General features: G+C 71.2%; 8 protein-coding genes. 2 read left to right on the top strand and 6 right to left on the bottom strand.

Features of this window, described 5'->3' with window-relative positions:
• Positions 1 to 17: 17 nt before the first annotated feature.
• Positions 18 to 3,560, top strand: a complete 3,543-nt coding sequence (locus tag HUW62_RS20960) for a serine/threonine-protein kinase (protein WP_163865939.1) — start codon at positions 18 to 20, stop codon at positions 3,558 to 3,560.
• Complete coding sequence (locus tag HUW62_RS20955) at positions 3,553 to 4,437, top strand: methyltransferase domain-containing protein (RefSeq protein ID WP_240356384.1); 885 nt, start codon at positions 3,553 to 3,555, stop codon at positions 4,435 to 4,437. The genes HUW62_RS20960 and HUW62_RS20955 overlap by 8 nt, the downstream gene beginning before the upstream one ends.
• On the opposite strand, the gene HUW62_RS20950 is transcribed toward HUW62_RS20955, so the two are convergent.
• From HUW62_RS20950 to HUW62_RS20925, 6 genes are all read right to left on the bottom strand, one after another.
• Complete coding sequence (locus tag HUW62_RS20950) at positions 4,427 to 5,263, bottom strand: SDR family NAD(P)-dependent oxidoreductase (RefSeq protein WP_163865940.1); 837 nt, start codon at positions 5,261 to 5,263, stop codon at positions 4,427 to 4,429. The genes HUW62_RS20955 and HUW62_RS20950 overlap by 11 nt on opposite strands.
• A 25-nt stretch (positions 5,264 to 5,288) precedes the next feature.
• Entirely contained in the window at positions 5,289 to 6,047 is a 759-nt protein-coding gene (locus HUW62_RS20945; protein ID WP_176435413.1) for a lysophospholipid acyltransferase family protein, read from the bottom strand.
• Positions 6,044 to 7,012, bottom strand: coding sequence for a 3-oxoacyl-ACP synthase III family protein (locus HUW62_RS20940; RefSeq protein ID WP_176435412.1), 969 nt, complete (start codon positions 7,010 to 7,012; stop codon positions 6,044 to 6,046). The genes HUW62_RS20945 and HUW62_RS20940 overlap by 4 nt, the downstream gene beginning before the upstream one ends.
• Entirely contained in the window at positions 7,009 to 8,928 is a 1,920-nt protein-coding gene (locus tag HUW62_RS20935) for a patatin-like phospholipase family protein (protein ID WP_163865943.1), read from the bottom strand. The genes HUW62_RS20940 and HUW62_RS20935 overlap by 4 nt, the downstream gene beginning before the upstream one ends.
• A 78-nt stretch (positions 8,929 to 9,006) precedes the next feature.
• Positions 9,007 to 12,180 carry an efflux RND transporter permease subunit gene (locus HUW62_RS20930; protein ID WP_163865944.1) on the bottom strand — a complete coding sequence of 1,058 codons (3,174 nt, stop codon included), beginning with the start codon at positions 12,178 to 12,180 and terminating at the stop codon, positions 9,007 to 9,009.
• A gap of 9 nt (positions 12,181 to 12,189) precedes the next feature.
• A complete protein-coding gene (locus tag HUW62_RS20925; protein WP_176435425.1) occupies positions 12,190 to 13,299 on the bottom strand; it encodes an efflux RND transporter periplasmic adaptor subunit in 1,110 nt (369 codons plus the stop codon).
• Between the last annotated feature and the right edge of the window lie 8 nt (positions 13,300 to 13,307).

Raw genomic sequence — 13,307 nt, 5'->3', positions numbered from 1 at the left:
CGGGCGGCCCCCCGTACATGCGTTCAATCCCACTGGATGCGACACAGCCTCGGCTCGAGGACCCGGCACGCCGCCTCTTCGACGGCGAGGTCGTGGGTGGGCGCTACCGCATCTCCGACTTCTTGGGGCGGGGCGGCGCGGGAACGGTGTGGCGGGCGCAGGACCTGCTGAACGGCCCGGTCGCCATCAAGCGGCTGCACAAGACGGTGGAAGACCTGGTGAAGGCGCCGCCGGGTGAGAACACCCCGTCCTCCGCCGCGCGCCATGAGCTGGCGCTGTCACTGGCTCACGAGTTCCAGACGCTGGCCTCGGTGAGACATCCCCATGTCATCAGCGTGCTCGACTACGGCTTCGACGCCGAGCACCGGCCGTACCTGGCCATGGACCTGCTGGAGGATGCGCGGCACCTGGTGCAGGCGGGCACGAATCAGCCGCTCGACGTGCAGGTGGACCTGCTGGTGCAGACGCTCCAGGCGCTCGCGTACCTGCACCGCCGAGGCATCATCCACCGCGACCTCAAGCCCGCCAACGTGCTGGTGGCGCGCGGGCAGGTGAAGGTGCTCGACTTCGGGCTCGCCGTGGGACGCGAGCAGGTGCACAGCGCGCAGCCGGGCGGCACGCCTGGCTATCTGGCCCCGGAGCTGTTCGAGGACCAGCCGCCCTCCGAGGTGACGGACCTCTTCAGCGTCGGCGCCATGGCGTGCCAGATGATTTTCGGACGGCTGCCCTTCGACGGGAAGGCTCCGCCCGCGCCCCCGGACTTCCCGGAGGCGCTGCACGAGGTGCTGGAGCGGCTCGTCTCCAAGGACTCGCGGCGCCGTCCTCGCGGCGCGGACGAGGTGATTGCCGCGCTGTGCGCCGCCACCCGTCGCCCCGTGCCGTCCGAGTCCGTCACCACGCGCGAGAGCTTCCTGCAGGCCGCGCGCTACGTGGGCCGCGCGCGCGAGCTGTCGCTGTTGTCCTCCGTGCTGGACGCGGCGCTCCTGGGGCGCGGCGGTGGGCTGCTGGTGGGCGGAGAGAGCGGGGTGGGCAAGTCGCGCCTGCTCGACGAGCTGCGGCCCCTGGCGCTGGTGCGCGGCGCGGTGGTGTTGCGCGGTCAGGCGGTGGCCGCGGGCGGCAGTCCGTATCAGGAGTGGCGGCCGGTGCTGCGCTGGCTGTCCATCCTCACGCCGCTGGATGACCGCGAGGCCAGCGTCCTCAAGCCGCTGGTGCCGGACCTGGAGGTCATCCTGGGGCGCGCGGTGCCAGACCCCGCGGAGCTGGGCGCGGAGATGGCGCAGGCGCGCCTGCTGCAAGTGGTGGAGGACATCTTCGCGCGGCTGACGCAGCCCACGGTGGTGCTCCTGGAGGACCTGCACTGGGCCCACGCGGAGTCACTGCTGTTGTTGTCTCGGCTCGCCGCTCGCGCCACGGGGTTGCCGTTGTTGCTGCTGGGCAGCTTCCGCGATGACGAGGCGCCCACGCTGCCCACGCAGCTGCCCGGGCTGGACGTGCTGCGGCTGCCTCGGCTGGACGCGGTGGAAATCTCCGTCCTCAGCGAGTCGATGATTGGCCCGGCGGGCAGCAGGCCGCACCTGGTGGAGTTGCTGCGCCGCGAGACGGAGGGCAATCCGTTCTTCCTGGTGGAGGTGGCGCGCGCGCTGGCGGAGGAGGCGGGCGGGCTGGACAGGCTGGGCGACATGCCGCTGCCGGAGCGCGTGTTCGCCGGTGGCGTGCGGCGGCTGGTGCGGCGGCGGCTGGAGAAGGTGTCCGCCAGCTCGCGCGACTTGCTGCGCGTGGCCGCCATCGTCGGGCGGCAGGTGGACGTGACGCTGCTCAGGCACGCGGCGCCGGGCGTGGACGTGGAGCGCTGGCTGTCGTACTGCGCGGCGGCGGCGGTGCTGGACGTGGCGGACGGGCACTGGCGCTTCGCGCACGACAAGCTGCGCGAGGGCGTGCTGGAGGAGCTGGCCGCCGCGGAGCGGCCCCTGTTGCACCGCCGGGTGGCGGAGGCGATGGAGGCGGCGTACCGCGATGGTTCCGAGCGCACGGCGGCGCTCTGCTACCACTGGGGTGAGGCGGGCGACTCCGCGCGCGAGGCGGCGTATGCGCAGCGCGCGGGTGAAGAGGCCCTGCGCGTCGGCGCCTGTCGCGAAGCGCTGCCCTTCCTCACGCGCGCGCTGGAGCGGGTGCCCGCGCGCGACTCGCTGCACCAGGGCCACCTGGAGGCGCTGCTGGCGGAGGCGCGCTTCCAGTTGGGAGAGCTGGCGGCGTTCCGGGGCCACGCGGAGCGGGCGCTGCGGCACTTCGGCTGGCCGGTGCCCACCACGCGCCTGGGCTGGGCCGTGGGCACGCTGGTGCAGGTGGGGCTGCGGCTGGCGCAGAGCGCGCGCCCGGACGCATACGACGAGGAGACGGAGGAGCGGCGGCGGGTGCGCCGCGTCGCGGGCCGGCTGTTGATGCGGCTGACGGACGCGTTCATCTACGGGCAGGAGGCGCTGCCGGTGCTCTGGGCGGGCCTGCGCATGCTCAACCTGTGCGAGCCGGCGGGCGCGTCGTCGGAGCTGGCGCGTGGCTACACCAACATGGCGGTGGTGGCGGGCACGGTGCCGGTGCGCCCGGTGGCGGAGGCGTGGGTGGGGCGCGCGCGGGAGGTGGCCGAGCGCATGGGCAACCCCGCGGACCTGGCCTACGTGCTGTGTCGCAACGCCGTGTACTCGACGTACATGGCGCGGTGGGCGGAGGTGGAGGCGTGGCTGGAGCGGGCCATCGGCATCGTCGACTCCGTCGGCGACATGCGGCTGGCGGAGGAGTGCCGCGCGCTGCTCACCGTGGTGTCCTGCTACCAGGGGAAGTTCCACAAGGGATTGCCGCTGATGGACTGGCTGGAGCACTCGGCGCGCCGTCGCGGGGCGCTCCAGACGCAGCATTGGGCGCTGCACTACCAGGGCTACATCCACCTGCGGTTGGGGGAGCACGCGCGCTCGCGCGCGTCCCTGGAGCAGACGGTGGCCTGGACGGAGGCGCAGGGCGGCCTCACGGACCGCATCATCCTGGACGGCACGCTGGCGCTCTTGCGGCTGCGCGAAGGCGATGCGGCGGGCGCGCGGGTGGCGGCGGAGAAGGCGCTGGCGAAGCTGGTGGCGGGCAAGTCGGTGGCGCACTTCATCTACTTCCCCGTCACGGCGGTGGCGGAGGTGCTGCTCACGCTGTGGGAGCGCGAGGGTGGCCGCGACGTGTCGCTGATGGAGAACGCTCGGGCGGCGTGCCGCGCGGTGGAGGACTTCGCGCGGGTGTTCACCTTCGCGGAGCCCGCGGCGAAGCTGTGGCGCGGGTGCGAGGCGTGGCTGTCGGGTGACGCCCCCCGCGCGTATGCGGCGTGGCGCGAGTGTGTCGCCGTGGCGACGGCGAAGGAGACGGCGTACGAGGAGGCGCGCGCGCGGTTCGAGCTGGCCCGACACCTGCCCTCCGAGGACCCGGCGCGACGTCCGCATCTGACACGCGCGCTGGAGCGCTTCGAACAGATGGGCGCGCAAGACGACCTGGCCCTGGCGAGGGTGCTACAAAGTCCCGGTGCGTAGCGGATTGGAAGCGGGGGACGTCGCGTTGCTGGCCTGCCCGGCCTGCACGGGGACGCTGGTGTTCCACGGTCAGCAGGAGGAGGGTCGCCTGTCGTGGGGCTGGCTGCGCTGCGGAGGCTGTGGCGAGGCGTGGCCGGTGAAGCGGGGCCTCGCGCGGCTGTATCGCGAGGATGCGGTGCGCGGCACGGACCGGTTGATGCGCGTCATCTACGACGGGCTGCCCGCGCTGCATGACCCGCTGACGACGGTGCTGACGCCGCTGCTCCAGTCCGTCACCGAGTCGAAGATGCGCGCGGGCTACCTGCGCCGCCTGGAGCTGGGCGCCTTGCGTCCCACCGGGGATGGCGCGCCCCTGCGCATCCTGGAGGTGGGCGTGGGCGCGGGCGCGAACCTGCCACTCATCCGCCGGGAGCTGGCCATGGGCCAGGAGGTGGAGGTCTGGGGCGTGGACCTGAGCGAGGGGATGCTGGAGCGTTGTCAGCGCCGGCTGCGCAAGGGGAGCTATCCGGGCGTGCGGCTGATGATGGCGGACGGGCACACGCTGCCGTTCCCCTCGGCCATGTTCGACCGGGTGCTGAGCGTGGGAGGCATTGGCGGCTATCGCGACCCGGCCGCGGGCCTGCGGGAGCTTGCGCGCGTGGCGAAGCCGGGTACGCCGGTGGTGGTGGTGGACGAGCAACTGGACGCGGCCCACCGCCCCTCGCTCTTCCAGCGCGCCGCGTTCCGCGCGCTGACCTTCTACACGCGCGACGCGCACTGTCCCCGGGAGCTTCTGCCCTCCCGCGCGATGGACGTGCTGGAGGAGCAGGTGTCGCCGTTCTTCTACTGCCTGCGCTTCCGGATGCCGGCCCTCGCGGTGGCCCCCGTCACGGGTTGAGCACCAAATCCAAGAGGCGCAGCGTCATGCCTCCCGAGTAGTCGATGGTGGCGCCGTTGAACCAGCCGGCCTCGTCGCCGGCGAGCACGCTGACGAAAGTCGCGACCTCCTCCAGCGTGCACATGCGTCCGGCGGGGTTCATCCGCGCGTGGGCCGCCTCCAGCCGCGCCAGGGCCTCGGGTGAGTACACGTGCTTCAGCGCGGGCGTGAGCACCGTGCCGAACTTGAGCAGGTTCACCCGGTGCCCCTGGCCGCCCAGCTCCATCGCCAGGTAGCGCACGTACATCTCCAACGCCGCCTTCGACGCGCTGATGAGCGCCGTGTTCGACAGGTGCGTCTCGTCCAGCGAGTTCTGCAACCCGAGCAGCCTCGCATCCGGCGCCAGCATGTCCCCGGCCACCAGCGCCTGCGCCCAGAACACGAACGAGTGCGCCATCGTGTCGAACGTCCTGCGCATGCGCCGCGCGTGGAGCCGGTCCTCGCCTTCCGACAGGAATCGCCCCACGGATGCACCTGCAATAGAATGGACGAAGAGCTTCACCGAGCGCGGCCCCGCCACCTCGCGCAGGGCTTGCACGCCCGCCTCCGCCGCCTCGGGTGTGGAGGCGTCCGCCTGCCACAGGAGCGCGCGCCGCCCGGCCTCCTTCACCTGCCGCTCCACCTGCGCCGCGCTGTCCACGTAGCGGCCCCGGTGCACTCCGAACACGTCCAGCCCGGGCTTGCGCGCCACCGCGTTGGCAATCGCCGCGCCCGTGCCCGACGAGGCCCCCAGGATGAGCGCCCACTGCCGCCCTCCGGTGCCTCTCTCCTCCTCCGAGTCGCTCATCGCTCCACTGCCTTCCCTGCTTCGCTCAGTCCATCGTCCCGGGCCGCCGGCCGCGTGCCCGGTCCAGCAGTGCCTGCACGGCGCCTGCCACTTCCTGGTGTGCTCCCAACATCGACTCCCTGTCGTCCGCGTCGAAGCCCGGCTCCAGATGGCGCGTCAGCGGCTCTCCCACCCACTGCGTCATCTTCACGGGGAAGGGCAGCGACAGCGGCCACACCCCCGTCGCGCCCAGCCCCAGCCACAGCGGCATCCGCGCCGGCATCCCCACGCGCCGCCCCAGCGCGTACCCGTCATTGAGGCCCACGTAGGCGTCATCCATGCCGCTGCCCCCCACGGGGACAATCGGCAGCCGGTAGCGCACCGCCAGCCGCAGGTAGCCCAGCCGCTCGCCCCAGCTCACCCGGTAGCGATGCCGGAAGCTGCGACAGCCCTCGCGCGTGCCACCGGGTTGCAACAGCACGTGCTCGCCTCGCGCCACCGCCTCCGCCAGCCGTGGGTCGTCTCCGGTGACGAAGCCCAGCCCGTCCACCACCGCGCGCATGCCGGGGATGCGGTCGAACGCGCCATGCGCCACGCCGTGCGGCAGGTAGCCCAGGTGCTCGTGCAGCGTCACCGTCAGCATGCACAGGTCCACCGCGAGGGGACGCCCGTGATAGCCGACGATGAGCTTGGCCCCCGGACGCAGCAGCGGCTCCAGGTTCACCACCTCGTAGCGGTGGTAGCGCCGCAGCCACCCGAAGGCACCCAGCCACGCGGCGAGCGGGAGTCCGCCCGCGCGCTTCATCTTCCCACCTGGTACAGCACCGCGCCGTGCGCCACGCCCGCGCCCACGCCCACCATGAGGATGCGGTCCCCGGCCTTCACCGGACGGGTGCGCAACAGCCGGTCCAGGCTCGTGGGCAGCGACGCGGAGCCCACGCTCCCCACCGTGTCCACCACGCGCACCCCGCGCTCCTGCTCCACGCCCATCGCATCCAGGACCGCTTCCAACATCCTCCCGTTGGGCTGATGCGTCAGCACCCACTCCACGTCGCGCAGCTCCACCCGGGCCTCCTCGAGGACGGTGCGAGCGGCGCGCAAGAGCGCGTCCAACGCCACGCGCGTCATCGCCTTGTTGGGCGTCAGGAAGCGCATCCGCTCCGGCCTGCCCGTCACGTGAGGGTTCTCCAGCACCACGTCCGCGGGCAGCGTGCCGTCGTTGCCCAGCGCCACGCCCAGCACGCCTTCGCCCGGCCGTCCGGCCCCGAGCACCGCGGCGGCGGCGGCGTCTCCCAGCACCAGGTAGGGCCTGGGGTCTTCCGGCGTCGTCGTGCGCGACAACAGCTCCACGGAGACGATGCCCACCGGCCCCAACCCCGTCGCCACCGAGCGCGCCGCGAGGTCGAACGCGCTCAAGAAGCCCATGCACGCGTTGCTCAGGTCCATCGCGTCGCAGCTGCCCGACAGGCCCAGCGCCGCCGCCACCCGGTTCGCCGTGGCGGGCGTGGTGACGTCGCCCCCCATGGACGAGACGCAGAAGATGCGCCGCAGCGCCTTCGCCTCCAGCCCCGCCGCCTCCAGCGCGCCGCGCAGCACCTGCGCCGCCACGTCCGCTGAAGTCGTCCCCGGCGGCGCGAAGTGCCGTGTGCGGATGCCCGTCTTGAGCAGCACCTCCGTGGCGTCGCGGCCCACGCGCGCGCACAGCGCTTCCGTCGTCACCGCCGGGCCCGGCTGCAGGCTCGCGGTCCCCAGGATTCGCACGGGAATCATGCCGCCTGCTGTCCCCCACAGCGCCGCCCATGGGGACCGCAGTGCAGGCGCATCTGCTGCCAGTGGGCCTGGAGCTCCGTGAGCTTCGAGGCCAGCGCTTCATCCGACGCGGCGCGCTTCAGGATGTCTCGCGCCTTGCTGAACTCCATCGCCGTCCGCAGCGGTGTGTCCGCTGACCGGATGTCGTAACTCACGTCCGCCATCGAGCTCTCCGCATCACCGCTGTGATGCAACAGCAACACACCGCTGGCAATCAGGTCCAGCGCCCTGGACACGGGATTGAGACCCGCGAGGAAGCGGCCCACGCGTGACTCCGGCATCCAGGCGGTTTCACGCATGCCGAAGGGGAAGATGTTGCTGGAGAACACGAGGTCCGCGCCCGCGCTCACCAGCACGCTCGCGGGCACCATGCTGGTGAAGGCGCCGTCCACGTAGCGTGCGGGAGGCACCAGCGTGGGGGCCCAGAGTCCGGGCGCGGAGCCACTCGCACGCACTCCGCGTGCCACGGGGCCCCGCTCCAGCGCCACGCACTCGCCGCTCGTCAGGTCCGTCGCGACCGGCAGGAAGCGGATGGGCAGCTCCTCCAGCCCCACGTCGCCCAAATCCTGAGTCACCAGATGCTCCAGCGAGTACGTGGAGACGACCGCCGCCATCGCCGCCAGCGACAGCCGGTGGCTCATGGCCCGCTCCTCCAGCCGGTGCAGCCCCTCGAGGCCGCTGTGTCCATCCAGCGCGGTGCCGCAGAAGTACGCCCCCACGAGCGAACCCATGCTGGAGCCGCTGATGAAGTCCACCGGCACGCGGTGCTCCACCAGCCAGCGCAAGATGTGCACGTGGTAGAAGCCCCACACGCCGCCGCCGCTGAGCGCCAGCCCCACGCGACGGTGGGTGATGGCCCGGGCCCAGCGTGACAGCGCGTCCCGCTCGGCGGGGCTCAGGCCCACCTCCTTCAGCGGCCTCGCATCCACCACCAGCGAAGCCAGCCGTCGCAGGTCCACCCGCAGGCGACAAGGTGGCAGGACGTGGGCATCCTCGCGCGGGCCCGTGTACGCCCGGCCTCGCAGCTCCGGTTCCCGCGTCGGATTCCTCGGGTCGATGACCACCGTGGGCAGCACGCGGTGCTTGCCGGAGCGCGAGACGCGGGTGTCCTCGTGGCGCGTCACCAGCCGCACGTGCTTGTCCACCAGCGGCGCGTCGCCCTCCACCCGGCAGCCGTCGAGGAAGACGTAGTGGGGGTCGTGCTCCCGGGCCAGCTCGCGCAGCCGCTCCACGCTCAGGCGTCCCGGCGCGCCCGGCTCGGGCGCTGGCACCGTGGCGCGCAGCACGCCGTCCGCGCCCTTCACCGGCAGCTCGTCCGAGCCCGGCTCCGCCGTGCGCACCAGCAACACCCTGTCCTTGAAGTCGTGGGTGATGACCTTGGCCACCAGCTCGATGAGCCGTGACAGGGGCGTGTCTCGCACCTCGCTCGCGAACGTCACCACCTCCACGTTCGGCAGCGGGTCCTCTTGTTTCGGTGGCTCGGCGTGAGCCAGCAGCCGCTTCAGGTCCTGTCTCAGCCCCGCGCGCGCCTGGACGAGCGTCCATACGCCGTCGCGTGGAAAGAAGAGGCCCTTGCAGGACGTCGCCGCGCGCGCCGTGACGGAGTAGTGGCCGCCCATCAGCGCCTCGAATCCCAGCGGTGTTCCAGGGCGCAGTGTCAGCAGCAATTCGCCGTCACGGTGTGCCTCCAGCTCTCCTTCCAGCAGCAGGAAGAAGCCGTGGGCCTCCTGGCCTTCCTCGCACAGCACCGTGTCCTTGGCCCATGTGACATCCCAGGCCACATCCAACATCTGGAGCAGGACGGTGTTGCTGGTGTGCCGCAGGGCGGGAGCGCGCTTGAGTGCGTACAGCCGACGACGCTGGACGTCGAGGGGCATGGAGCGGGCCATCAATCACCGGAGGATAGCGAACCCTCCGGCTTGGGATATTGGGTCGTATCGGCCCCGCCACGTGGCTCAGGCCGGCTGCGGACGCGGCGGCTCGTTGGGCGGTGGTGTCCCTCCGCCATCGGGCCGTGCGTGTTCGTGCCGCTTGAGAAGACGGGAGCGCGCGGACTCCACCACCGCGTACAGCACGGGGATGAAGATGAGGTTGACGAAGGTCGACAGCAACATGCCGCCGAAGACGGTGGTCCCCAGCGACTTGCGCGCCGCCGCGCCCGCGCCTGACGCGAGCACCAGCGGTATCACGCCCATGAGGAACGCGAAGGACGTCATCAGGATGGGACGCAGGCGCGTGCGCGCGGACTCAATCGCGGACTCCGTCACGCTCTTGCCCTGGTGACGCAGTTGCTCGGCGAACTCGACGATGAGGATGGCGTTCTTGCTGGACAGGCCCACCAGCATCACCAGTCCCACCTGGCAGAAGACGTCGTTCTGCAGCCCGCGCAGGTTCTGGAACCCGAGCGCGCCCAGCATGGCCACCGGCACCCCGAGGAGGATGACGAAGGGCAAGGCGAAGCTCTCGTACTGCGCGGAGAGGACCAGGAACACGAAGATGATGCCGAGCGCGAAGATGATGAGCACGCGCCCGCCCGCCTCCTTCTGCTCCAGCGACAGGCCCGTCCACTCGAAGGTGTACCCCTCCGACAGCACCTCTCGCGCCGCGCTCTCCATGGCATCCAGGGACTGGCCGCTGCTGGAGCCGGGGGCCGCCTGGCCGTTCAATTCCGCGGAGCGATACAGGTTGTAGTGCTGGATGTTCTGCGCGCTGGTGATGGGTTTGATGCGCACCAGGGCCTCCAGCGGCACCATCTCCCCGCCCGCCGAGCGGACATACAGCGCGCCGATGTCGTTGGGCACGCTGCGGAAGGGCATCGCCGCCTGCACGTACACGCGATACACGCGATTTGAGAAAGTGAAGTCGTTGACGTACTGGCTACCCAGGTACACCTGTAGCGTGGAGAAAAGTGCGTCCAGGGGCACACCCAGCGACAGCGCCTTCTCGCGGTCCACCTCGATGTCGAGCAGCGGCGTGTTCGCGGTGAAGGAGGAGAACACCCCGCGCAGCACCGGAGACTGGTTGGCCTTGCCCACCAGCGCCTCCGTCGTCTTCGCCAGGTCCGCCAGCGAGCGGCCTCCCTGCTGGTCCTCCAGGATGAACTCGAAGCCGCCCACGCTGCCCACGCCGCGGATGGCCGGCGGCTGGAAGGGCAGTACGCGCGCGCCGCCAATGGCCATGAGCGGACCGCGCAGCCGCTCAATCAGGCCCGCCACGCTCGACTCGCGCGTCTTGCGCTCGTCCCAGGGCTTCAGGTTGACGAAGAGGGTGCCGTAGTTGGCGCCGGTGCCCAGCAGCGAGAAGCCGCCCACGGTGAAGATGTCCACCGTTTCGGGCTGCTTCTTCAGCACGTCCTCCGTCTGGAGCAGCACCCGCCGCGTATAGTCGAGCGACGTGCCCTCCGGGCCCTGCACGGCGATGATGATGTAGCCCTGGTCCTCGTCCGGGATGAAGCCGGAGGGCGTGGACCGGTACACCAGCACCGTTCCGACGAGGCACAGGCCGAACACCGCGATGACCGGCCACTTCAAGGGACCGATGAGCTTCTCCAGGAGCCGGCTGTAGCCGTCGCGGAAGCGGTCCAGGCCCTTGTCGAACTGGCGGAACACCTTCCACTTCTGGCCCTCCTGGGGCTTGAGCAGCCGGGCGCACAGGGCGGGGGAGAGCGTCAGCGCCACCAGCGCGGAGAGGCTGATGGAGAAGGCGAGGGTGAGCGCGAACTGGCGGTAGATGGAGCCGGTGGTGCCTGGGAAGAAGGATACCGGGACGAACACCGCGGAGAGCACCAGGGCGATGGCCACCACGGCGCCGGCCACCTGGCGCATGCCTCGCTGGGTGGCCTCGCGCGGCGAGAGGCCCTCCTCCATGGTGCGCTCCACGTTCTCGATGACGACGATGGCGTCGTCGACGACGAGGCCCGTGGCCAGCGTGAGGCCGAAGAGGGTGAGGGTGTTGAGCGAGAAGCCGAGCGCGTTGACGAAGAGGAAGGTGCCAATCAATGACACCGGCAGCGTGGTGGCGACCACCAGCACGCTGCGCCAGCCGTGCAGGAAGATGAAGATGACCAGCACGACGAGGAGCACGGCCTCGCCCAGCGTGATGAGCACCTCTTCAATCGACGCCTGCACCGCGACGGTGGTGTCGAAGGCGGCCTGGTAGTCCATGCCCGGAGGGAAGCTCGCCTTCAGGCGGTTGAGCTCCGTGACGACGCCGTCGCGCACCTGCAGCGCGTTGGAGCCCGGGAGCTGGAAGATGCCCAGACCCACGGCGTCCCGGCCGTTGAAGCGCAACAGCTGCGAGTAGTCCTCCGCGCCCAGCTCCGCCCGGCCCACGTCCCGCACCCGCACCAGCGAGCCGTCCTGGCCCCGCTGCACCACGATGGCCCCGAACTGCTCCGGCGTGGCGAGCTGTCCCTGGACCTGCAGCGTGAACTGGTAGTTCTGCCCCGGAGGCGCCGGCGCCTGGCCCACCTTCCCCGCGCCCACCTGCACGTTCTGCGTGCTCAGCGCCGCGACGACGTCCGAGGCCTGCAGCCCGCGCCGCGCCAGCTCCGTCGGGTCCAGCCACAGCCGCATCGCGAAGCGCCGCTCGCCGAAGATGCGCACGTCGCCCACGCCCTTCACTCGCAGGAGCGCGTCGCGGATGTAGACGTCCGCGTAGTTGCTCAGGAAGCCCGTGTCGTAGCGGCCCTCCGCGTCGAACAGGCCAAAGGCCATGAGCAACTGCGTCTGCGCCTTGTTGACGGTGATGCCCAGCGCGTTGACGGCGGCGGGGAGCTGCGGCGCCGCGGTGGACACGCGGTTCTGCACGTCCACCGCCGCGATGTCCAAATCCCGGCCCTGGTCGAACGTCACGGTGATGGCGCTCGCCCCCGTGTTGCTGCTGGTGGAGGAGATGTAGCGCATCCCCTGGACGCCGTTGAGCTGGCGCTCCAGCACCGTCGTCACGGCGCTCTCCACCGTCTCCGCCGACGCGCCGATGTACGTCGACGTCACCTGCACTTCCGGCAGCGACAGGTCCGGATATTGCTCAATGGGCAGGGACGGGATGCTGATGGCCCCCGTCAGCGTGATGAGGATGGACAGCACGCTGGCGAAGATGGGCCTGCGGATGAAGAAGTCAGTGAACATGCCGTCCTCTCACTGGCCCGCGTCGGAGGCGCCGCCCACGCCCTGGCCCTCGGGCTTCGCGGGCGTGGGTTTGATGGGTTGGCCATCGCGCAGCAACTGCAATCCGGTCACCACGACCTGCGCTCCCGCGTCCAGCCCTCCCGTCACCTCGTAGTCGTTGCCCGTGACGTCGCCCACCTCCAGCGGCGTGCGGCGGGCGACAGTGCCTCCGTCGGCGCTGCCCACCACGTACACGAAGGACTGGCTGCTGATTTGCGTCACCGCGACGATGGGCACGATGAGGGCCTCGCGCGCCGCGTACACCACGCGCACGCGCACCAACTGGCCGGCGCGCAGCTTCCCCGTGTTCTCGAAGGCGGCCTTCACCTCCACCAACTGCGTCGTCGAGGCGGGCGTCGGCGCAACGAAGAAGGCGGGCGCGGACACCACCACCTTGCCGTCCGCGTCCAGCACCTCCACCGGCGTCTTCCCCACCTGCACGCGCAGGGCGCGGTCCACCGGCACCTGCACGGAGAGCTCCAGCACCTTGCTCTGGTCCAGCGAGGTGAGCCGCGTCTGCGGCGTCACGTAGTCGCCCACCTTCACCGGGATGTCTCCCACCACGCCATCGAAGGGCGCGCTCACCTCGTAGAAGCCGAGCTGCACGCGCTGCGACTGGATTTGCGCTTCAATCGCCCGCGCGCTCGCCTCCGCCTGCTGCGCCTGCGCCACCGCCTGGTCATAGTCCTGGCGGCTCTGGAGCCCCTCCTTGAGGAGCTGCGCGCTGCGCTTGCGGGTGCTCCGGGCGAACTCGCGCTGCGCCAGCGCCGACGCACGCTGGGCCTGGGTGGCGCGCAGCCCCGCCGCCTCCCGACGCGGGTCCACCACCAGCAGCACCTCGTTACGCTGCGCTCGCGAGCCGGGCCGCACCGGAATCGCCTGCACGTAGCCGGCGACCTGGGGATAGATGGAGATGCTGCTGCGGGAGATGAGCGTGCCCACGTACTCGCCCGCGTCCTGCACCTCGCCGGGTGCCAGCGCCAGCGTCTGCACGGGCAGGGCGGTGCCCGCGCCCGCCTGACCGCCCTGGGGACCGTCCGCGTCCTTCGAGCCCTTGCACCCCGCCAGCGCCAGGGCCACCGCCCACC

Source organism: Myxococcus sp. AM011 (assembly GCF_013372595.1).
Taxonomy (GTDB): Bacteria; Myxococcota; Myxococcia; order Myxococcales; family Myxococcaceae; genus Myxococcus; species Myxococcus eversor.
This window is presented reverse-complemented; position numbering and strand designations above follow the sequence as displayed.

What these genes read in the sequence shown, in the direction of transcription:
- HUW62_RS20960 (WP_163865939.1), top strand. Translation starts at nt 18, where the DNA reads ATGCGTTCAATCCCACTGGATGCGACACAGCCTCGGCTCGAGGACCCG.
- HUW62_RS20930 (WP_163865944.1), bottom strand. Translation starts at nt 12,180, where the DNA reads ATGTTCACTGACTTCTTCATCCGCAGGCCCATCTTCGCCAGCGTGCTG.
- HUW62_RS20940 (WP_176435412.1), bottom strand. Translation starts at nt 7,012, where the DNA reads ATGATTCCCGTGCGAATCCTGGGGACCGCGAGCCTGCAGCCGGGCCCG.
- HUW62_RS20950 (WP_163865940.1), bottom strand. Translation starts at nt 5,263, where the DNA reads ATGAGCGACTCGGAGGAGGAGAGAGGCACCGGAGGGCGGCAGTGGGCG.
- HUW62_RS20935 (WP_163865943.1), bottom strand. Translation starts at nt 8,928, where the DNA reads ATGCCCCTCGACGTCCAGCGTCGTCGGCTGTACGCACTCAAGCGCGCT.
- HUW62_RS20945 (WP_176435413.1), bottom strand. Translation starts at nt 6,047, where the DNA reads ATGAAGCGCGCGGGCGGACTCCCGCTCGCCGCGTGGCTGGGTGCCTTC.